25 protein-coding genes are annotated in these 20,272 nt (G+C 61.9%); 17 read left to right on the top strand and 8 right to left on the bottom strand.

Features of this window, described 5'->3' with window-relative positions; translation table 11 throughout:
• Positions 1-32: 32 nt before the first annotated feature.
• From nthA to NKJ91_RS16900, 4 genes are all read left to right on the top strand, one after another.
• Entirely contained in the window at positions 33-638 is a 606-nt protein-coding gene (gene nthA / locus NKJ91_RS16915) for a nitrile hydratase subunit alpha (protein ID WP_352456503.1), read from the top strand.
• Complete coding sequence (gene nthB / locus NKJ91_RS16910; protein ID WP_352456502.1) at positions 635-1,294, top strand: nitrile hydratase subunit beta; 660 nt, start codon at positions 635-637, stop codon at positions 1,292-1,294. Before nthA ends, nthB begins: the two co-directional genes overlap by 4 nt.
• A gap of 19 nt (positions 1,295-1,313) precedes the next feature.
• Entirely contained in the window at positions 1,314-1,646 is a 333-nt protein-coding gene (locus NKJ91_RS16905; RefSeq protein ID WP_352456560.1) for a nitrile hydratase accessory protein, read from the top strand.
• Between the two features lie 147 nt (positions 1,647-1,793).
• Complete coding sequence (locus NKJ91_RS16900; protein ID WP_352456559.1) at positions 1,794-2,921, top strand: ATP-dependent DNA helicase; 1,128 nt, start codon at positions 1,794-1,796, stop codon at positions 2,919-2,921.
• A 10-nt stretch (positions 2,922-2,931) separates the two neighbouring features.
• Here NKJ91_RS16900 and NKJ91_RS16895 read toward each other — a convergent pair whose 3' ends face one another.
• A complete protein-coding gene (locus NKJ91_RS16895) occupies positions 2,932-3,336 on the bottom strand; it encodes a SpoIIAA family protein (protein ID WP_352456501.1) in 405 nt (134 codons plus the stop codon).
• Positions 3,337-3,451: 115 nt separating this feature from the next.
• Here NKJ91_RS16895 and NKJ91_RS16890 point away from each other — a divergent pair, with 115 nt between their 5' ends.
• The 3 genes from NKJ91_RS16890 to NKJ91_RS16880 all read left to right on the top strand — a co-directional run bounded on the left by NKJ91_RS16890 (position 3,452) and on the right by NKJ91_RS16880 (position 8,287).
• The gene (locus NKJ91_RS16890; RefSeq protein ID WP_352456500.1) at positions 3,452-4,192 is read left to right on the top strand and encodes a pyridoxine 5'-phosphate synthase; all 741 of its coding nucleotides are present in this window, start codon (positions 3,452-3,454) and stop codon (positions 4,190-4,192) included.
• A gap of 97 nt (positions 4,193-4,289) precedes the next feature.
• Positions 4,290-6,209 carry a potassium transporter Kup gene (locus NKJ91_RS16885; protein ID WP_352456499.1) on the top strand — a complete coding sequence of 640 codons (1,920 nt, stop codon included), beginning with the start codon at positions 4,290-4,292 and terminating at the stop codon, positions 6,207-6,209.
• 158 nt (positions 6,210-6,367) lie between these two features.
• Complete coding sequence (locus NKJ91_RS16880) at positions 6,368-8,287, top strand: potassium transporter Kup (RefSeq protein ID WP_352456498.1); 1,920 nt, start codon at positions 6,368-6,370, stop codon at positions 8,285-8,287.
• A 41-nt stretch (positions 8,288-8,328) separates the two neighbouring features.
• On the opposite strand, the gene NKJ91_RS16875 is transcribed toward NKJ91_RS16880, so the two are convergent.
• Complete coding sequence (locus NKJ91_RS16875; RefSeq protein ID WP_352456497.1) at positions 8,329-9,219, bottom strand: SDR family oxidoreductase; 891 nt, start codon at positions 9,217-9,219, stop codon at positions 8,329-8,331.
• Positions 9,220-9,355: 136 nt separating this feature from the next.
• On the opposite strand from NKJ91_RS16875, the gene NKJ91_RS16870 reads away from it, so the two are divergent.
• Complete coding sequence (locus NKJ91_RS16870) at positions 9,356-9,766, top strand: winged helix-turn-helix transcriptional regulator (protein WP_352456496.1); 411 nt, start codon at positions 9,356-9,358, stop codon at positions 9,764-9,766.
• 74 nt (positions 9,767-9,840) lie between these two features.
• A complete protein-coding gene (locus NKJ91_RS16865; RefSeq protein ID WP_352456495.1) occupies positions 9,841-11,079 on the top strand; it encodes an FAD-dependent oxidoreductase in 1,239 nt (412 codons plus the stop codon).
• Here NKJ91_RS16865 and NKJ91_RS16860 read toward each other — a convergent pair.
• Both NKJ91_RS16860 and NKJ91_RS16855 read right to left on the bottom strand, forming a co-directional pair.
• A complete protein-coding gene (locus NKJ91_RS16860) occupies positions 11,027-11,752 on the bottom strand; it encodes a glutathione S-transferase family protein (RefSeq protein ID WP_352456494.1) in 726 nt (241 codons plus the stop codon). The two genes, NKJ91_RS16865 and NKJ91_RS16860, sit on opposite strands and share 53 nt — an antisense overlap.
• Before the next feature lies 1 nt (position 11,753).
• The gene (locus NKJ91_RS16855; protein ID WP_352456493.1) at positions 11,754-12,059 is read right to left on the bottom strand and encodes a Rieske (2Fe-2S) protein; all 306 of its coding nucleotides are present in this window, start codon (positions 12,057-12,059) and stop codon (positions 11,754-11,756) included.
• Positions 12,060-12,159: 100 nt separating this feature from the next.
• Here NKJ91_RS16855 and NKJ91_RS16850 point away from each other — a divergent pair, with 100 nt between their 5' ends.
• Positions 12,160-12,612: a MarR family winged helix-turn-helix transcriptional regulator gene (locus NKJ91_RS16850; RefSeq protein ID WP_352456492.1), complete on the top strand. Its 453-nt coding sequence runs from the start codon at positions 12,160-12,162 to the stop codon at positions 12,610-12,612.
• Positions 12,613-12,649: 37 nt separating this feature from the next.
• Here NKJ91_RS16850 and NKJ91_RS16845 read toward each other — a convergent pair whose 3' ends face one another.
• Positions 12,650-13,078 (bottom strand): anthrone oxygenase family protein, encoded by a 429-nt coding sequence (locus tag NKJ91_RS16845; protein ID WP_023676664.1) that lies wholly within the window; start codon positions 13,076-13,078, stop codon positions 12,650-12,652.
• 153 nt (positions 13,079-13,231) lie between these two features.
• Between NKJ91_RS16845 and NKJ91_RS16840 the strand changes: the two genes are divergently transcribed.
• The 6 genes from NKJ91_RS16840 to NKJ91_RS16815 all read left to right on the top strand — a co-directional run bounded on the left by NKJ91_RS16840 (position 13,232) and on the right by NKJ91_RS16815 (position 17,912).
• The gene (locus NKJ91_RS16840) at positions 13,232-13,885 is read left to right on the top strand and encodes a TetR/AcrR family transcriptional regulator (protein WP_352456491.1); all 654 of its coding nucleotides are present in this window, start codon (positions 13,232-13,234) and stop codon (positions 13,883-13,885) included.
• 135 nt (positions 13,886-14,020) lie between these two features.
• The gene (gene ilvC, locus NKJ91_RS16835) at positions 14,021-15,040 is read left to right on the top strand and encodes a ketol-acid reductoisomerase (protein ID WP_023676662.1); all 1,020 of its coding nucleotides are present in this window, start codon (positions 14,021-14,023) and stop codon (positions 15,038-15,040) included.
• A 65-nt stretch (positions 15,041-15,105) separates the two neighbouring features.
• Entirely contained in the window at positions 15,106-15,252 is a 147-nt protein-coding gene (locus NKJ91_RS16830; protein ID WP_352456490.1) for a hypothetical protein, read from the top strand.
• A 45-nt stretch (positions 15,253-15,297) separates the two neighbouring features.
• Positions 15,298-16,275, top strand: coding sequence for a DUF3592 domain-containing protein (locus NKJ91_RS16825; RefSeq protein WP_352456489.1), 978 nt, complete (start codon positions 15,298-15,300; stop codon positions 16,273-16,275).
• 499 nt (positions 16,276-16,774) lie between these two features.
• Positions 16,775-17,296, top strand: a complete 522-nt coding sequence (locus tag NKJ91_RS16820) for a hypothetical protein (protein WP_023676659.1) — start codon at positions 16,775-16,777, stop codon at positions 17,294-17,296.
• Positions 17,289-17,912 carry a hypothetical protein gene (locus tag NKJ91_RS16815; RefSeq protein WP_352456488.1) on the top strand — a complete coding sequence of 208 codons (624 nt, stop codon included), beginning with the start codon at positions 17,289-17,291 and terminating at the stop codon, positions 17,910-17,912. The genes NKJ91_RS16820 and NKJ91_RS16815 overlap by 8 nt, the downstream gene beginning before the upstream one ends.
• An 11-nt stretch (positions 17,913-17,923) precedes the next feature.
• Here NKJ91_RS16815 and NKJ91_RS16810 read toward each other — a convergent pair whose 3' ends face one another.
• The 3 genes from NKJ91_RS16810 to NKJ91_RS16800 form a co-directional block, all read right to left on the bottom strand.
• Entirely contained in the window at positions 17,924-18,208 is a 285-nt protein-coding gene (locus tag NKJ91_RS16810) for a PilZ domain-containing protein (protein ID WP_352456558.1), read from the bottom strand.
• A 176-nt stretch (positions 18,209-18,384) separates the two neighbouring features.
• Positions 18,385-18,969 carry a BA14K family protein gene (locus NKJ91_RS16805; protein WP_352456487.1) on the bottom strand — a complete coding sequence of 195 codons (585 nt, stop codon included), beginning with the start codon at positions 18,967-18,969 and terminating at the stop codon, positions 18,385-18,387.
• Between the two features lie 51 nt (positions 18,970-19,020).
• A complete protein-coding gene (locus NKJ91_RS16800; protein WP_156937338.1) occupies positions 19,021-19,158 on the bottom strand; it encodes a hypothetical protein in 138 nt (45 codons plus the stop codon).
• Here NKJ91_RS16800 and NKJ91_RS16795 point away from each other — a divergent pair.
• A complete protein-coding gene (locus tag NKJ91_RS16795) occupies positions 19,157-20,269 on the top strand; it encodes an endonuclease/exonuclease/phosphatase family protein (protein WP_352456486.1) in 1,113 nt (370 codons plus the stop codon). The genes NKJ91_RS16800 and NKJ91_RS16795 overlap by 2 nt on opposite strands.
• Positions 20,270-20,272: the final 3 nt, after the last annotated feature.

Here is a 20,272-nt window from a genome sequence, read left to right as displayed (position 1 = left end):
CGGCCGGGGGTCCGCGATCGTAATTTGACGCCATGCCGCACAATCACGACCACGACAACGAGCTTCATCCTTTTGCGGCGCGGGTGCGCGCGCTGGAGACGATTCTCACCCGCAAAGGCCTGATCGATCCGGCGGCGATCGATGTTATCGTCGACACCTATGAGACCAAGATCGGGCCGCGCAACGGCGCAAAGGTGGTGGCGAAGGCCTGGGTTGATCCCGGGTTTGCCGCATGGCTGAAGCGTGATGCGACGGCGGCCATCGAATCGCTCGGCTACACCGGCCGGCAAGGCGAGCACATGCAGGCGGTGTTCAATACGGCCGACACGCACAACCTCGTCGTCTGCACGCTGTGCTCCTGCTATCCGTGGTCGGTTCTCGGCCTGCCGCCGGTCTGGTACAAGGCGCCGCCCTACCGTTCGCGCGCAGTGATCGATCCGCGCGGCGTGCTCGAGGAATTCGGTCTGACCTTGCCGGCGAGGACGACAATCCGGGTGTGGGATTCGACCGCCGAGCTGCGCTATCTGGTGGTGCCGATGCGTCCCCGGGGTACGGAGGGCTGGGATGAGGCACGGCTCGCCGATCTGGTGACGCGCGATGCCATGATCGGCACGGCGTTGGCGCGGGAGCCGGCATGAACGGGCCGCAGGATCTCGGCGGCCAGATGGGTTTCGGGCCGGTCGCGCCCGAACCGGACGAACCCTATTTCCATGCCGATTGGGAAAGGCGGGCGCTGGGCGTGACGCTGTGCGCCGGCGCCATGGGGGCCTGGACCATCGACGAGAGCCGGCACGCGCGGGAATCGCTGCATCCAGCGGATTATTATGCCTCCAGCTACTACCAGATATGGATCAAGGCGCTGGAGGTGCTGCTCAAACGCCATGGTTTCGTCAGCGACCGCGACCTGGCTACGGGCGACGCAGTCGACCCGGCAGCGACACCCAAGCGGGTGCTGAAGGCTAAGGACGTTCCGGCGGTGCTGGCCAAGGGCGGGCCCTGCGACCGGCCTGTCGCCGCGCCTGCGCGGTTCAAGGCGGGCGACCCCGTGCGAACCAGGAACTTTCATCCGACCGGCCACACCAGACTGCCGCGCTATGCACGCGGCAAGCGAGGCGTCGTCGAGGCTGTGCGCGACGGCTTTGTCTTTCCCGACACCAATGCACACGGCCAGGGCGAAAACCCGCAATGGGTCTATACGGTGGCCTTCACCGGCGGCGAAATCTGGGGCGAGGGCGCCGATCCGACACTTGTCGTGTCGATCGATGCCTGGGAGAGCTACCTTGAGCCGGCGTGAGACGGGCTCAGTCGCCGCCATGCTGCCCGCCGGTGTCGAGGCGCCTGTGTTTGCCGAGCCGTGGCAAGCAGAGGCCTTTGCCATGACGGTAGCACTGCACGACAACGGGCTGTTTTCGTGGAGCGAATGGGCGGATGCTTTGTCGGCAGAGTTGAAGCGGCCGGGCGCCGCGCGCGACGGTCACGATTACTACGAGCACTGGCTGGCAGCGCTGGAAAAGCTGCTTTTGGCCAAGGGCGTTGCCGGAAAGCGCGACGTCGATGCGCTCGCCGCTGCCTGGGAACGTGCCGCGCACGCAACGCCGCATGGCAAGCCGATCCAGCTGGAGAACGATCCACAGCGGGCCGGGTAAGCTGCGGTCGCCTGGCCTTGTTCTCTTTACGTTCCTGTTCGTCACTGATAGCCTGACCCTGTCGCAGCGGCGTGATTGCCGGCGATGAAAATTGATGGTGACGGCAGTCACCTTGTCTTTCCCTCGCGAATCCGGTCTGTCGCGCTGATGGAATTCTCTCCTCAACAGGACGAGGCGCTGAAGGCGGTGGCCGGCTGGCTGAAAACCGGCAAGCCGCAGCTGTTCCGGCTGTTCGGCTATGCCGGCACCGGCAAGACGACGCTGGCGCGCTATTTCGCCGAGCATGTCGACGGCCAGGTGCAGTTCGCCGCCTTTACGGGTAAGGCGGCGCAGGTGCTGCGTTCCAAGGGCGCGGTCAATGCCCGCACCATCCATTCGCTGATTTACCGGCCGAAGGGCGAAGAATCGGTAGCGGACGAGGTGACCGGCAAGACATCGATGTCGCCGACATTTTCGCTCAACCGGCAGAGCCCGATCTCGCGCGCCAAGCTCGTCGTCATCGACGAATGCTCAATGGTCGACGAGCAACTCGGCCGTGACCTGATGAGCTTCGGCACGCCGATCCTGGTGCTCGGCGATCCCGGCCAGTTGCCGCCAATCTCCGGCGGCGGCTTCTTCACGGACCATGAGCCGGACATTCTGCTCACCGAAATCCATCGCCAGGCGCGAGACAACCCGATCATCCGGCTTGCGCTTGACGTGCGCGAGGGCCGCGAGTTCATGCGCGGCGACTATGGCGCGGCGCAAGTGATCGGCAAGGAAGACGTCACCCAGGAATTGGTGCTGAAGGCGGACCAGGTGCTGGTCGGCACCAACCGCACGCGCCGCCGTTACAACCAGCGGCTGCGCGAGCTGAAGGGGTTCAACGCCGATTATCCGCAAGCCGGCGACAAGCTGGTGTGCCTGCGCAACGATCCGGCCAAGGGACTGCTCAACGGGTCGCTGTGGAAGGTGATGACCTCGTCGCGCGAGACCGTCAAGCCTGGCATCAATCTGCTGGTTTCGCCGGAGGAAGACGACCCGGATCGCGGCGTCGCCAAGATCAAGCTGCTCAAGGCGGCATTCGAAGATCCGGACGCCGACATCCCCTGGCAGCAGAAGAAACGTTTCGACGATTTCGACTATGGCTATGCGCTGACCGTGCACAAGGCGCAGGGCTCGCAGTGGAACGAGATCGTGCTTTTCGACGAAAGCTGGGCGTTCAAGGAAACCCGGCAGCGTTGGCTCTACACCGCTATCACGCGCGCGGCCGAACGGCTGACGATCGTCCGATAGGGCGGTCGTATCAGCGCTGGGCGATCGGGTTGGCGCCAAGCCATTCCCAGGCGGCGGCCTCGTCCTCGGCCTCGAAATGCCGGAGTTCGATAGGCAAGGAGGCAGGCAAAAAGGCTCTTGCCTCCGGTATCCAGTTCGGCTCACCGATCGCCGCGCAGCGGCCGATATGCTCCACGGCATGAGCTATGCCCTGTTCGATCGTCTCGTCCGATACGTCGGCCCAGTCGACACCCTCATGGTCGATCAGGCGCACCAGCACGTCGATCTTCGGATGCAGCGCATAGGCCGCCTCCAGCAATCCGAACAGGTTTTCGGCGTCAGCCGCTGCGACATGGCCGACAACATCGATGGCGAAAAGATCTTCGCGATCGGTGTCGATGCGGCGAACCGCCGGCACGGCCTCGAGAAAATTCAACAGGGAACTCCTTGCGCTCGATTTTCTTCGCACACCTTGGAACACCTGAAACCCTCTGTCTGTTCCCGTTAAAGGCGGTATAGATGCGCGCCAAGATCAGCCTGGAGCCGTGCAAATGCCTGCAAAGCTTTCCGTCAACCTCAATGCCATCGCCATGCTGCGCAACCGACGCGACCTGCCGTGGCCAAGCGTGACCGGGCTTGGACGCATTGCGCTTGCCGCCGGCGCGCATGGGCTGACGGTGCACCCGCGACCCGACGAGCGGCACACCAGGCATTCCGATCTGCCGCAGATCAGGGCGCTGATCGACGACGAGTTCCCGAATGCGGAATTCAACATCGAGGGCTATCCGACCGAGGATTTCCTGGCGCTTGTGGAAAAGCACCAGCCGGAGCAGGTGACGTTGGTGCCCGACGACCCGGCGCAGGCGACTTCCGACCATGGCTGGAACTTCGCCGCCGAGGCTGCGTTCCTGACACCGGTTGTCAAGCGCCTGAAGAAGGGAGGCTTTCGCGTATCGCTGTTTTCCGATCCGGATCCCGCTGGCATGAAAGCCGCTCGCGACACCGGCGCCGATCGGATCGAACTCTATACGGGTCCATACGGCAGCTATCATTCCGATTCGGCAAAAGCGGTGAAGGAATTGGAGAAATTGGGAAAGACGGCGGATGCCGCATTGGCTGCAGGGCTCCAGGTCAATGCCGGGCACGACCTTGTGGTGACCAATTTGCCGGCGCTGGCCAGGCGCATCCCGGCATTGGCCGAAGTGTCGATCGGACATGGGTTGACAGCCGATGCGTTGGAGTATGGCATGGCCGCAACGGTCAGGCGGTTTCTGAAGGCTTGTGGCTGGTAGAGAAAGGCGAGCCGATAGGCCGTGCGTTCCCGGCACGGCAGCGCGTCCTTTCCATCCCCGCAGCATAGAGCGCCGCACGTCTATGGGAGTGTCGTCCATGGCCCTTGCCAACGCTGGTAGCGAGGCGGAACCCATCGAACAATCCAGCCACTCCAAGGCCGAGCAGCACAGCACCAAGATCCTGATGCTCGGCGCGCTCGGCGTGGTCTATGGCGACATCGGCACCAGCCCGATCTATGCGTTCCGTGAGGCGTTGCATGCTTCGGCTGGCGGCAATGTCGCCAACCGCGGCGACATCCTCGGGGTGCTGTCGCTGATCATCTGGGCGCTGACCATCACTGTCACCGTCAAATACATCATGTTCGTGCTGCGCGCCGACAACCGGGGCGAGGGTGGCACGCTGTCGTTGATGGCATTGGCACGCGGCAGCTTCCCGAAGCGGTCGGCGGTGATCCTCGGCATAGGCATCGTCGGCTCGGCGCTTTTTTTCGGTGACGCAGTCATCACGCCGGCAATTTCGGTGCTATCGGCGGTCGAAGGCATGAACGTCGTCACGCCGGCGTTCCAGCCCTATGTGGTGCCGCTGACGCTGGTCATCCTGGCGATGCTGTTCGCGGTGCAACGGTTCGGCACGGGCGGCGTCGGACTGGTGTTCGGGCCCGTCACCGCGGTGTGGTTCCTGGCCATCGGACTGTCCGGCCTCAACCATATCATCGACGACCCGGAAATCCTGCTGGCAATCAGCCCACATTACATCGTTTCGTTCTTGGTCAACTCGCCTGACGTCGCCTTCGTCACGGTTGGCGCGGTCTTTCTCGCCGTTACCGGCGCCGAGGCGCTCTATGCCGATCTCGGCCATTTCGGGCGCAAGCCCATTGTACTCGCCTGGCTGGCGATCGTATTCCCTTGCTTGCTGCTCAACTATGTCGGGCAGGGGGCCTTCGTGCTGGCCAATGGCGGCGTTGTCGGTCATCCCTTTTTCGAGATGAACGAAGGCTGGACGCTCATTCCCATGGTCGTGCTGGCGACCGCCGCGACCGTGATCGCCAGCCAGGCGGTGATCTCCGGCGCTTTCTCGCTGACCAGGCAAGCGGTGCAGCTCAACATGCTGCCGCGTTTCGAGATCCAGCATACGTCGGAGAAACAGTCCGGCCAGATCTACCTGCCACGCGTCAACATGCTGCTGGCGCTGGTGGTGATGCTGCTGGTGGTCGGCTTCGGCGAATCCAGCAGGCTTGCCTCGGCCTACGGCATTTCAGTGACCGGCAACATGCTGGTGACCAACATACTGCTTTTTGTCGTCATGACCCGCATCTGGAAATGGCCGCTCGGCGTTGCAGTGGCCTTGACGGCGTTGTTCGCCTCCGTCGATACCGGCTTCTTTGCCGCCAACATTGTCAAGGTGTTCGAAGGCGGCTGGTCCTCGCTGGCGGTGGCCGCAGTGATTGTCATGACCATGTGGACCTGGATAAGAGGCACCAGATACCTGTTCGAAAAAACTCGAAGGAACGAGGTCCCGCTCGATTTCCTCGCCGGCAATCTGCTGAAGAAGAAGCCGCATCTGGTGTCGGGCACCGCGGTGTTCCTGACCAGCGACCCGCTGAGTGCGCCGACCGCGCTGATGCACAGCCTGAAGCATTACAAGGTGCTGCACGAGCAGAACGTCATCCTTTCGGTGGTGACGGCACCGCAGCCTGTCGTGCCCGACAGCGAGCGCGTCAAGATGGAGCAAATCAACGAGCTGTTCATGCGGGTGACGCTGACCTTCGGCTATATGGAGCAGCCCAACATTCCGCGCGCGCTGGCGATCTGCCGCAAGCAAGGCTGGAAGTTCGACATCATGACGACATCGTTCTTCCTGTCGCGGCGCTCTCTCAAGGCCTCGCCCAATTCCGGCATGCCGGTCTGGCAGGACAAGCTGTTCATCGGGCTGGCGCGCACGGCGGCCGATGCGACGGAGTATTTCCAGATCCCGACCGGACGGGTAGTCGAGATCGGGACGCAGGTGGCTATTTAAAAACGTGTCCGTTGCGACATTCCAGGTGGTCTGCCGATCGGACTGAGTCTGCCAAGTCGTGGAGGACTCGCAATATCGGGACGGAGCCATTACGTGACGGCACTTGATATTGCAGCGCAGCAAGCGTAGAGCACCGCCCGCTTACCGGAGTGTCGTCCATGGCCCTTACCAATGCTGGTAACGAGGCAGAACCTGTCGAACAATCCAGCCATTCTGAGGTCGAGCAGCACAGCACCAAGGTGCTGATGCTGGGCGCGCTCGGCGTGGTTTACGGCGATATCGGTACCAGCCCGATCTATGCATTTCGCGAGGCGTTGCATGCATCGGCCGGTGGCAACGTCGCCAACCGTGGCGACATCCTCGGCGTGTTGTCGCTGATCATCTGGTCGCTGACGATCACCGTCACCATCAAATACATCATGTTCGTGCTCCGCGCCGACAATCGAGGCGAGGGCGGGGTGCTGTCGCTGATGGCGCTGGCGCGCAACAGTTTCCCGACGCGCTCGGCGGTGATCCTCGGCATCGGCATCGTCGGCGCGGCGCTTTTTTTCGGCGACGCAGTCATTACGCCGGCGATCTCGGTGCTATCGGCGGTCGAAGGTATGAATGTCGTCACGCCGACATTCCAGCCCTATGTGGTGCCGCTGACACTGGTCATCCTGGCGATCCTGTTTGCGGTACAGCGTTTCGGCACCGGCGGCGTAGGTTTGGTGTTCGGGCCAGTCACGGCGCTGTGGTTCCTGGCCATCGGCCTTTCCGGCATTAACCACATCATCGCCGATCCGGAAATCCTGCTGGCGATCAGCCCGCATTACATCGTGTCGTTCCTGGTCAACTCGCCCGATGTCGCCTTCGTCACGGTTGGTGCGGTCTTCCTCGCCGTCACCGGCGCCGAGGCGCTCTATGCCGACCTCGGCCATTTCGGCCGCAAGCCGATCGTACTCGCCTGGCTGGCAATCGTGTTCCCTTGTCTGTTGCTCAACTATGTCGGGCAAGGCGCCTTCGTGCTGGCAAATGGCGGCGTTGTCGGTCATCCATTCTTCGAGATGAACCAGGGCTGGACGCTTATTCCGATGGTCGTGCTGGCGACGGCGGCGACCGTCATCGCCAGCCAGGCGGTGATCTCCGGCGCTTTTTCGCTGACCAGACAGGCGGTGCAGCTCAATATGCTGCCGCGTTTCGTTATCCAGCATACGTCGGAAAAACAGTCGGGCCAGATCTATCTGCCGCGCATCAACCTGATGCTGGCGCTGGTGGTGATGTTGCTGGTGGTCGGCTTCGGCGAATCCAGCCGCCTGGCCTCGGCCTACGGTATTTCGGTGACCGGCAACATGCTGGTGACGAATGTGCTGCTTTTTGTTGTGATGACGCGCATCTGGAAATGGCCGCTCGGCGTCGCGATCGCCTTGATGGCCGTGTTCGCCTTCGTCGATACCGGCTTCTTTGCCGCCAATATAGTCAAGGTGTTTGAAGGTGGCTGGGCATCGCTTGCCATCGCCGCAGTTATCGTGATGACTATGTGGACCTGGATCCGCGGCAGCCGCTATTTGTTCGACAAGACGCGCCGGAACGAGATCCCGCTCGATTTCCTTGCCGGCAATCTGCTGAAGAAGAAGCCGCATCTGGTGTCGGGCACCGCGGTGTTCCTGACCAGCGATCCGCTGAGCGCGCCGACCGCGCTGATGCACAGCCTGAAGCACTATAAGGTGCTGCACGAGCAGAACGTCATCCTATCGGTGGTGACGGCACCGCAGCCGGTTGTGCCCGACAGCGAGCGCGTCAAGATGGAAATGGTCAACGAGCTGTTCATGCGGGTGACGCTGACCTTCGGCTACATGGAGCAGCCCAACATCCCGCGTGCGCTGGCGATCTGCCGCAAACAGGGCTGGAAGTTCGACATCATGACGACGTCCTTCTTCCTGTCGCGGCGCTCTCTCAAGGCCTCGCCCAATTCCGGCATGCCGGTCTGGCAGGACAAGCTGTTCATCGGGCTGGCGCGCACGGCGGCCGATGCAACGGAATATTTCCAGATCCCGACCGGACGGGTGGTCGAGATCGGGACGCAGGTGGCTATCTGAACAAATGGCCGTGCCCTTTGAGGGCACGGCCGTTGTGAGGCTCAGCTCACCAGAGCCGCCTTGTTTGCTTCAAGAAATTGCTTCAGCGGCTGCGGCTTCCTGCCGGACAGCGTCTCGATCGCGTCCGTCACCATGCCGATCCGGCCGGAGCGTGTGTTGGTGTCGAAGGAAACGATGACAGGCGCAAAAGCTTCGGGAACGCCGGCTGCCTTCAATCCTCCGGTCAGCGCTTCGTCCGAAAGCTGGACGACCTCGATCGGCTTGCCGGTAACTTCGGTGACGAGGGCTGCAATCTCGGCCATCGTGTGGGCCTTGGGGCCGGTCAGCGTGTATGTCGTGCTTTCGGTTGCGCTCGAAGCAAGGCCGGCGGCGATCGCGGCTGCCATATCGTCGCGCGCGCCATGGGCAATGTGGCCGTCTCCAGCGGATGTGTACCAGTGCCCCGAGGCGATGGCGTGCGGCAGCGCCATGAACAGGTTCTCCTGATACCAGCCGTTGCGGAAGATGGTGTAGGGGATACCGCTCGCCTTGATCGCCTGCTCGGTGCCGTGGTGATCGGGCGCAAACAGTACCGGCGATCCTGGCTCCGGATTGGGCATCGACGTGTAGAGCAGATGCGAAACGCCGGCGCTTTTTGCGGCGGCGACCGCGGCCTCATGTTGCTTCAGGCGCTTGCCCGGAACGGCGAGCTCGTTTGTCGAAATGATCAGAACCCTGTCGGCGCCGGTGAATGCACTGGCCAACGACGCGGTGTCGTCGAAGTCAACTGCCCGGATGGTGACGCCTCGGGCTGCCAGATCGGCCAGATTTTCCGGATTGCGGGTGGCGGCGATGATGCGCTGAGGGGAGACCTTGAGCGTGTCAAGCAGATGATTGATGACGCCGCGGCCAAGCTGGCCGGAGGCGCCGGTGACGAGAAGGGTGTCGGTCATGAGATGTCCTGACGTTGCGCCGGAGCGGCGGGTGCATATGTTAGTCTCAAAAAGAGACCAGCACTAAAATAGGAATTGACCCATCCTCGTAAAGAAGGCAGTTTTGCGGGAGGTAGGCACATCCAGGGAACCAGCCATGGACGGCAAGATCGTCAATCTGAGATCGAAGCTCGAGATATACAAAGCAGGCAGCGGTGGCGGAAACCTTGCGGATTGCCCGGTTCGCGACGTGATCCAGGGCATAAGCAATAAATGGAGTTCACTGCTGATGGAGGCCTTGGCCGAGAAGCCGTACCGCTTCGGCGAATTGCGGCGGCTGGTGCCCGATATTTCACAGCGCATGCTCACCCAGACGCTGCACGATCTGCAGCGCGACGGCTATGTGCATCGCCAGGTGTTTCCGACCAAACCGCCGAGCGTCGAATACAGCCTCACCGATCTCGGGCGCTCGATGTTTGGACCCTTGCATCAGCTGATCCAATGGGCCGAGCTCAATCACGGCGCTGTACGCGAGGCGCGGAAGGTTTTCGATACTGCCGAAGGGTGAGCCTCCAGGCCGAGACGGCGGCTTGATTTAGCGACAGCGCTGAAGGATTGTCCGGCCTGGGTTGGGTCGGGCAGATGGGCAATTCTCTGGACATCGCGATTGCCGGCGCCGGGCCGGCTGGACTTGCCGCCGCGCTCTATCTCACGCGCGCCGAACATAGGGTCACCATCTTCGAGCGCTTCGACCAGCCAAAGCCGGTCGGGTCCGGGCTGATCCTGCAGCCGACCGGGCTGACGGTGCTTGCCGATCTCGGCCTGCTCGACGACATTCTGGCGCTGGGCAGCCGCATAGACCGCCTGCATGGTGCAGACGCCAGAACTGGCCGCACCGTGCTCGATGTCCGTTATGATGCCCAGCGCGGCGGTCGCTTCGGGCTGGCGGTGCACCGCGCGGCTCTGTTCGGCGTGCTTTTCCGCGCCGCCCGGCGCCAGGCGATCACCATCGAGACAGGTATCGAGCTCGAGACGCTGGAAACCGGCGAGCGGGCAACATTGATCTGCGGCAACGGACGACGGATAGGGTCGTTCGACCTGGTAGTGGATGCCAGCGGTTCGCGCTCCAAACTGCGGCGGTGCGTAACCAATCCGGGCGAACCGCGATCGCTCGCCTATGGCGCGTTCTGGGCATCGCTCGGCTGGCGCGGCGAGGGTTTCGACGAGCACGCCCTGCTGCAGCGCTACGACAAAGCGAGCGTGATGATCGGCGTGCTGCCGATCGGCCGGCCTGAGCCCGGTGCCCAGAAGATGGCGGCATTCTTCTGGAGCCTCAAGCCGGCGGATGCCGAGTACGTCTGGGCGGCAGGTCTCGAGGCATGGAAGGCGAGATTGGCCGGGCTGTGGCCTGAATGCGCGGCCTTCATCGACCAGATCGACAGTTTCGAGCAGCTCTCGCTGGCGCGCTATGGCCATCACACGATGAAGACGCCAGCCGGACGGCGATTGGCCGTTATCGGCGACGCGGCCCATTCGACAAGCCCGCAGCTCGGGCAGGGCGCGAACATGGCGCTGCTCGATGCAGCCGCGCTCAACTACGCGCTCATAGGAACGGACCGTATCGATACTGCGCTGGGGGCCTATGTCCGGGCGCGGCGATGGCATGTGCGGGTCTTCCAGGCGCTGTCGCTGGTGCTGACGCCGTTTTATCAATCGGATTCGATTGTGATGCCGTTCGTCCGCGACAGGCTGGTGGCGACACTGGCAAAAGTCCCGCCGGCGCCGCAGTTTCTTGCTTCCATGGTTACAGGAACGGTGCTCAATCCATTCAAGCCGATCGGGCTTGCGGAAGCGGTGTGGCCGGATCGTTTTGGCGGATGATTTCCGAAAGGTGCGAACCCTTAGCCTGCAAGAATGCATGGAGGCGTTGCGGATAATCGGGAGCGACCGCGTCCTTCACGGATGGGCGTTCGTGCAATGCCTTGCGCCAGGCCGAGACAAACGGCTTTCGGTCCAGGATGCCGAAATCGCCGATCCGGTCGAAGATGTCGAAATAGCGGAAGATCGGCCCGTAGACCGCGTCGACCAGTGAAAAACGCTCGCGGTCGAACCATGGTCCAGCCGCGCCATTCGCCAGTTCCACTTCCAGGCGATCGAACATTGCCGATAGCGCCTCGCTTTCAGCGAGCAGCGCGGCTTCCGTAGGCGCTGAATAGAAGCGGCCGATGCCGCTCAGGATTGCCGAGCCGAACTCGATCCAGGCGCGATGCCGGGCACGGGCATAGGGGGCGGTGGGATGCAGCGAATTGGGCTGGGTTTCCTCGAGGAATTCGAGGATGACGAGCGATTCGAAGATCACCGTTTCCTGGCCGTCATGCTCAACGCGGAGCAGCGGCACCTTGCCGAGCGGTGATATCGCCTTGAACCAGGCAGGTTTGTTGGCGAGATCGACCGTGATGCGTTCGAACGGCACGCCCTTTTCGCGAAGCCAAATCGCCGCGCGCTGCACATAGGGGCAAAGATGATGGCTGACGAGAGTGAGCTTGTCGGTCATCTCACTCCCCCCAGACATAGTTCAAAGCACCGTCCTCGACGCGGGTGGAGAGGAACATCAGGCGGGAGCCCTTCGGCGTCGGGCCTTCGAGGCGATCACCGTTAGCCATGTCGAACGAGGCGCCGTGCCACTGGCAGACGAGCTTGCCGTCCTTGCAGCCGAGCGGGCCACCGAAATGCAGGCAGACGTTGGCGGCGGCGCGGATACGCTCACCGCTGCGGTAGACATGGACCTCGCGGCCGAAGAACGGAGCGATCAGGCTGCCTGTTTCCGGAATGTCGGCGATCTTGCAGATTTCATGCTTCATCGGAATTGCCTCTCATGATTGGTGCGATCGCATCTATATAGATGCATTTGCATCGATCGTCAAGCTTGATGCAATTGCATCTATCGCCTAGGATGCAATCATGACCGGGATTCCTTCACCTCCAGCCATCAAGGCCTGGGCCCGCCTGATGCGGGTTTCGCATCAGTTGTTGGAACGAGCCGAGGACGCGCTGAAGGACAGTGGCCTGCCGCCGCTTGCCTGGTACGACGTCCTGCATGAGCTTGCCGAGGCGGGCGAGGGCGGATTGCGGCCGTTCCAACTCACCGAGCGCACCCTGTTTGCGCAGTACAACATCTCCCGGCTGCTGGCGCGGCTCGAAGCCGACGGGCAGGTCGAGAAGCTTCCAGTTGCCGATGACGGCCGCGGGCAAACAGTCCGCGTCACAGAAAAGGGACGCGAGACGCGCCGCCGCATGTGGGCTGTCTACGGCCGGTCGATCGCGGAGTTGGTCGGCTCCCGGCTTTCCAATGATGAGCTCGACGCGCTGTCAGCTCTGCTTGGGCGCCTGCGAGATCCGCCCGCCCTGGAGTGACACGCCTTCATGACGAAGATGGCACCGATTGGCGAGGTCAGGCACTGCCCAACAGGAATGCCAACGTCGCCAGAACGCCAAGCCCGACGCGGACCAGATGCAGATTGCCCCATTTGGCGATCAATGTCCGAGCTTCAGGATTGACGGAGTTCGCGTCCATCGCCTCCAGCAACCTATTTGCCGGCATCATCACCAGCAGCGTCCATGGCCAAGGCAGGATGATCAGCAAGGCACCGACCAGATAAGCGAGATTGCCGGTCAGCCACCAGGCGACGAGGCCCAGAATACAGGCGATGACGGCGATCGAGGCCTGCATGGCGGCGCCGCGCTTGTACGAAGGCTGCCATTCCTGCAGCAATGCCTTGTCATCGAGGCGAAGCCGCGCCGGCTGCTCGGCGACGCTGACGTAGATAGCCGCGCCGGCGAACACTGCGGCAACGGTCAAGGCAAGCAATCCGGCGAGCATGATCCGTGTCTCCCGTGATGCCCCGCATGGAGCAAACAGAAATAAAGGCTTGCGTCGGGTCGGGCAATACGCCATAAAGCCGAACCGTAACGTACGGTACGCCATCGAGCTCGTATCTGAACTGCGGGTGAGGTTGCCTCCTGAGGAAAAACTGTGTTGCACGCTGTGACCGACATCGACACCAGCGAGGCGCTGACGGAGCGGCAGAAGGACGTGCTCGACGCCGCCCTTCGCCTGCTGGTCGAAGAGGGCGATCAGTTGACCATGACCGCTGTGGCGCGGCGGGCGAGCTGCTCGAAGGAGACGCTCTACAAATGGTTCGGCGATCGCGACGGGCTGTTGACGGCAACGGTACAATGGCAGGCGTCCAAGGTGCGGGTAGTGCCGGTCGACCGCAAGGGGCTCGACCTCCCTTCGCTGACGGCGAGCCTCGAACGCTTCGCTTCGGACTGGCTCAAGGTAATTTCGAGCGACACCTCGATCGCGCTGAACAGGGTGGCGGTCGGCCATGCTAGTTCGGGGAAGGACGATCTCGGCGCCATCGTGCTGGAGAACGGCCGCTTCGCACTGGCCAAGCGCCTCAAGCCGGTGCTGGAGGCCGGGAGACAGGCCGGGTTCCTTGAATTTTCGGACGCGGAGACGGCGTTCCGCACCTTTTTCGGGCTGGTCGCCCGTGACGTGCAGATCCGCTTGCTGCTTGGCGACCGGCTGGAATTGACTGATGTGGCGATCGGCGGCGATGCCGTCCGGGCGACGCAGCAGTTTCTCGCTCTTTTCGGGGCAAAAACCGGGCCGCAGGGCCCATAGAGCCGGATGATTTCAGGTCAAATCGACCTGAAATCTGAATCCGGCTCTACACTAAAAGATGGAGCATGATGTCGTCCGAAAACCGCTTCACACTTTTCGGCATCATGCTCTGGTTCAAAACGGGAAGGAAGAAAAATGCGTGTCTATTACGATCGCGACGCCGATCTCAACCTGATCAAGGGCAAGAAGGTCGCTATCATCGGCTATGGCAGCCAAGGCAGGGCGCATGCGCTCAACCTCAAGGATTCCGGCGTCAAGGACATCGCCATCGGCCTCAAGGCCGGCTCGGCGACCGCCAAGAAGGTCGAGGCCGACGGGCTCAAGGTGATGAGCGTAGCCGATGCCGCCAAATGGGCCGACCTGATGATGATGGCGACGCCGGATGAGCTGCAGGCCGACATCTACAAATCCGAGATCGCGCCAAACATCCGCGATGGCGCGGCAATCGCCTTCGCCCACGGCCTCAACGTGCATTTTGGCCTGATCGAGCCTAAAGCTTCGGTCGACGTCGTGATGATCGCGCCGAAGGGGCCTGGCCATACGGTGCGCGGCGAATACCAGAAGGGCGGTGGCGTGCCGTGCCTGGTCGCGGTCAACCAGGACGCTTCGGGCAATGCGCTCGACCTGGCGCTCTCCTACGCCTGCGGCGTGGGCGGCGGCCGCTCGGGCATTATCGAGACCAATTTCCGCGAGGAGTGCGAGACCGACCTGTTCGGCGAGCAGGTGGTGCTGTGCGGCGGCCTGGTCGAATTGATCCGCGCCGGCTTCGAGACACTGGTGGAAGCCGGCTACGCGCCGGAAATGGCCTATTTCGAGTGCCTGCACGAGGTCAAATTGATCGTCGATCTGATCTATGAAGGCGGCATCGCCAACATGAATTACTCGATCTCGAACACCGCCGAATGGGGCGAATATGTCTCGGGCCCGCGCATCATCACTGCCGAGACCAAGGCCGAGATGAAGCGCGTGCTGAAGGATATCCAGACCGGCAAGTTCACCTCGGAATGGATGCAGGAATACCGCGCCGGCATGTCGCGCTTCAAGGGCATCCGCCGCAACAACGACAGCCACCAGATCGAGGAAGTCGGCGCCAAGCTGCGCGCGATGATGCCGTGGATATCGAAGAACAAGCTGGTTGATAAGGCCAAGAACTGAAGGAAATCCACGTTCGTTTCGTTACCCGTACTCGGGCTTCGCCCTGCGGGCGCGTGGGAATTTCCATGAACAAGCTGGTCGACAAGGCCAAGAACCGATCGCAATTTCATTGCCGATCAAGAAAGGCCGGCGGAGCGATCCGCCGGCCCTTTCGCATCAAGATTGTGTGGTTTCCAGGCTTCTGGACAGGCGCACTATCCTCATCACCGTGATATGCCTGTGCGGGGCATGGCACAAAAGTGCCAAGGGGGTGAGAGTTGGAACTCAAATTTCTGTTGGTCGGGTTTGCCTGCGCGGTTGCCGGCATGCTCTCCCTCGTCACCTTGCTGAAGTGGTGGGAGGTGAGGGCGGTCAGCCGCTGGTCTCCGACGCCGGGAAAGATCATCTCGTCGCGGGTCGAGGCTCGCGAGGTGACCAGTTCGGGATCCGGTTCGGACAGCAGAGGGTCGACCGAAATCCGCAACTTCCCGGCAATCACCTTCGAATACAAGGTGAACGGCAAGACATTTCGCAGTTCGCACTACAGCGTGCAGGAGAACCTTGGAAACTTTGCCGTGGCGGAAACCCTTGCGAAATTTCCAAACGGGGCCGGCGTAACCGTCTTCTACAATCCGGCCGATCCAGCCAAGGCCGTGATCGAACGCACCATGCCCGACGGCTCCTTCAAGTTCATGGTCCAGCTTTCGGCCGGGCTGGTGGTCGGCGCGCTTGTATTGGTCTTCTCCGTCGGCGGCGTCCTCGAAGCGATCCGGCCGTTTTTGCCCAGGCCGCAGAACCTCGGCGCCGCTGCCCTGCTGCTTTTCATGGGATTGTTTGTCCTGCGCATGGGCTTTGCCCAGAAGTCACTTGCGGAACAGGCGGCCAAATGGCCGATCACGGCAGGACGCATCGATGCTTCGGGCCTGCAGAAATTCGAGACCCGCGACAGGTCCGGAGGCGGCTATCGGCCCTGGCGAACAGTCTTCAAATCCCGCATCGTCTACAGCTATAGCGTCGCCGGCCAGCGCTACGCCGCCGATCGCATCGCTTTCGGCGCAAACGTGACGGCTTCGCTGCCGAGCCTCGTCAGCGGTCGATCGCAGCGCTACCTCCAGGGCGACAAGGTCGGGGTCCACTACGACCCCGACAACCCAGTTGCAGCGGTTCTCGAATGCAGGGTGAGCGGGCTTTGGCTCCTGTGGGTCTGCGCCGTTGGCTTGATAGGTGGAGCCGCGCTGCTTGTCGGGGTGATCTAATGCTGAAGCTGCCGTCCTAGACGCTGTAGATCCAGAGGAAGGCACTTGTCTTCAGCATCTGACAAGAACTCCGCTGTCGAAGCCAGGCCATGTCAATCTCACCGTCGCCCCGTCGACCACAATATGGATGACACGGGAGAACGGCTCTTTGGCCGACGGGTCGGATCCGTAGCATTGGCTGGCCCGCGCCACCCAGCCCGTGGGCGTCTTGAGGAACGTTGCGTGTTCGCAGCCGAGAGCAGGGACCGACAGCGCGTCGCGGTATAATGTGTAGACAGTCTGGCGTTGAACATCCGCAACGGCGGTACAGTTCGATCTGTTCCCGGACCATATGCCCACATAGGGTTCCGCGGCGAAGGCGTGGCCGCACGAAAATGCTAGGATCGAAATGAGCATCAAGAGATTTCGCATCATCGATTCTTTCTTTTCGACGCGGCCTTGGGCCATGCTAAAGCATCGATGCTCAGACTTCACAATGATGCTGCTCCAAGGGACTTAAATGATCATCCACAAAGCAGCAGCTATTTTTCTGAGCATGCTGAGCCTGTTGCAAGCAGCGAACGCAACAGAATGTTCGCTCAGCCATGCGACCTATCGCGAGCCGCGTTCGGGAGCGACGATACAGTTCCGGCCAACCAACAACGAGCCGGCCGCGCTGACGACCGAGGTCTTTTCGTTGATCGTGCCCAACACCGACATTCGTCTGCCGTCGGACATTACCTGGACCAATGGCAAGTACTCGTTTCCTGTGGGCACGATCCGGCACACCTGCACCGACGACGATCGTGAGGCTGGTCTCGAGGACGGCACCGGGCTGTGCAGAGTGTGGGATGGGCAGGTCTATGCGTTCAATGCAGGCGGTGCCGAGCAGTTGAGTTCCCGCGAAGCCTCGCCGGCACCGGCAGGGTTGCTGTTGCCTGACTTCGGCGCGATTTTTACCGAATGGCCCGATTTCGCCAAAGCCAATCCCGACGGTTCAGCCTGGGACGCCTTTAGCTTGACGGGTTGTAGCGATGAATAGCAAGAGACTGCCGGCCTGCATCTTCGCCCTGCCGGTCCTTATGGCCATGGCAACCGGCGCTCGTGCCGACCAAAGCAAACCGTCGCGTCCGCCTGTCGACAAATGCGGTTGGGAACGGCTGGCGGACAAGGATGTCGGGCTGGCTGCCTGGGTGCAGCGCTGCGATTTCGGTTTTCGCCGGATTCATTTCGAGCTTGGCGGCAATGCTCTTGCCATCGAATACAGCGACGGCGGGCCGGCCGATCCCGTCGTCGAAGTCTTCGATATGCTGCCTGGCGAGGCCGCCGATGCTGCGTTGCAGCGCATTTTTACGCAGAAGACCGAGAAAGCCATCAGCACACGTTGCGTACTCATGCCTTACACCGAAGGGGCGACGCCCGCGCGCACCCTCCGGTATGTTTTCAGTCCCGATGCCGCCTATCGTGAGGAATTGAAGACCGTCGCCGACCCTGACGAGGTCGGCGAACCGCCGTGCGGCGAATGGGGTGAAGCTCCGGACGGCATTCAGTATTTCGAGGTACAATCACCCGAGCGGCGAAAGCTTTTATTCGTTCGCGTTGGCCAGGAAGAGCCGCTGTTTGACGAGCAGACACTGCAACTCCTGCCACCCGGATAGGGCCGGGAACCTCAGCCGTAGTGCCAGCTGGGCTTTGGTTCGGTGCCGGCGAACATCACCCCAATTCGGTCCTCGCGGCGCCAGCGGACCACCGCCTTGTAGGCAATGCCGTCGGTCGGAACATAGAGCAGGAACTCATCGGGCACGCGCGCGTCGATCGAGACCTTCAATTCGGCGCCGCCGGCATGCATGTTGCGCAGCGTGCATGTCACCTCGGAATTGCTCACGCCGGTCAGGATCGTCGCGCCCTTCAAGACGCGCTGCCGGTGTTTGTCCCTCTGTTCGTCCTCGGCCATCGCACGCAATCCAGCCATCTTCGCGTCTCGGGCGTTCTGATCGGGAGGATTATTAGACCTGCCTGATAAAAATAGCGTTATCAGCAGTGGAGGCTGGCGATTTTTCGCGGTTGCTGGCCGTAAGAAAAAATCGGCGCCGCAACGCGCGGCGCCAGACGATATTATTACCGGCCTGCTCAGCTATAGGGCGAGTAGCATTGCTGGCGCGGCCCGTTATAGGGCTGGAACGTGTTGTCCCAGGCGCGGTACGACCGGTAGCGATTGTAGCACCATTGGACATGCGCGCTGGAAAGCCGCTGTGTCCGGTAGTAGCGCCGCGGTGCGGGCGCATCGTAGTAGTTGTAATTGTTGTATAGGCTGCCGAGGCCAAACCCCAGGCCCAGCCCAAGAATCGCGGCGCCGGCACCATCATCGTAGTAACCGCCGCGGTAATGGCGGCGGTGATGGCGCCAACGCCAGTTGTCATTCCAGTCGCCATTGTCCCAGTGTCTCGAGAAATGACGGCCGCGGAAATTGTTGGACCGCCATCTCCAACCATCGTCGCCGCGCCATTGCCGAAAGCCGTGATTGCGCCAACGCCAGATCTGCCTGTCGTTGCCGCCTGCCCAATCTTCACGAATTTGCACGATGTCGGCGGCATTGCCCGCCACCGGCAGCAGGGGTTTGGGTATCGGCCCGGCAAGCGAGGGGGCCGAGAGGCCGGCGATCAGACCGAGGGCCATCAGCCCGGATCTGACAGAAGATAAAAAGAGCGGTTTCATCGCACTCTCCGAAGATTCAGGCCCCACGCCCAGAATACCCCGGGGAAGGGCCTATTGATGGAACTTTCCATCTGAACGGAAGATGAACAAAAAGGTTCCGTCAACCATGGCGAGCGCGCGATCAATCAGAGCCGCCTGGTTTCTGCGCCCTTGTTTTCGGGCGCGCTTGCGGGCAAAGGTCAAAGCCATGTCGCTGCGCCTTGCCACCTTCAACGTCGAAAACCTGATGAACAGGTTTGATTATTCCGGCTACCGCAACCAACTCAACGAAGACCGCACACTGGCGCTTTTCGACATTCAGAGCGAGGCCGAATACAAGATGCTCGAGCAGGCGCGGGCCATCGCCCAATCCGACGACACGCGGCAGCTGACGGCATTGGCGATCGCGGCCACCCGCGCCGACATCATCTGCATGCAGGAGGTCGACAATATCGAGGCGCTGAGGGCCTTCGAATATGGCTATCTGTTCAAGATGGTGGGGCAAGGCTACCGGCAGAAATACACCACCGCCGGCAATGATTCGCGCGGCATCGACGTCGCCGTGATGATGCGCAACGAGACCGCGCAGGGCCAGCCGATCGAATTCGTGCGCATGACCAGCTACGCCTATGTCACGTTCGAGCAATTCGGGCTGCACACGGCGGAATTGGCAGCGCTTGGTTACCAGGCCAATGAACGCATCTTCCGGCGCGACTGCCTGGAAATCGATCTGACGGTGGCTGGCGCGCCGTTGACGCTCTACCTCGTTCATTTCAAGTCGATGGGCTCGCCCCGCAACGGCCTTGACGGCCGTGAAGCGACAATGCCGCTGCGCATCGCCGAAGCTCAAGCAGTGCGCCGGATCATCGAGGAGCGCTTCGGCAAGGACCATGCCGCCGACAAGCGCTGGGCAATCTGCGGCGATATGAACGACTACCGGCAGCGCGTGAAGATTACCGGCGATGCCGTCGACGGCTACCGTTTCGAGGTCATCGACGAGAGCCGGTCCTGCATCGATGTGCTCACTGCCGGCGGCTTTTGTGAAAACGCGGTCGAGCGGCGGCCGGAAATGGACCGCTGGACTTTCTATCACACACGCGGACCGGAAGAGCGGCATCTCTGCCAGCTCGACTACATCCTTTTGTCGAGCGCGCTGGCCAGGCAGAACGCCACCGCGGTTCCCGATATCATCCGCAACGGCCAGCCTTGGCGCACCATATTTCCAGCGGGCCAGGAGGTCGAGCGCTTCCCGCGTGCCGGGTGGGACCGGCCGAAGGCATCCGACCATTGCCCGGTAGCAATTGCCCTCGACATGGTGTGAGAC

It is taken from the genome of Mesorhizobium sp. M0040 (genome assembly GCF_040323505.1).
In the GTDB taxonomy this organism is placed as follows: domain Bacteria; phylum Pseudomonadota; class Alphaproteobacteria; order Rhizobiales; family Rhizobiaceae; genus Mesorhizobium.
Note: the sequence above shows the minus strand (reverse complement) of the source record. Positions and strands in the feature narration are given on the sequence as shown.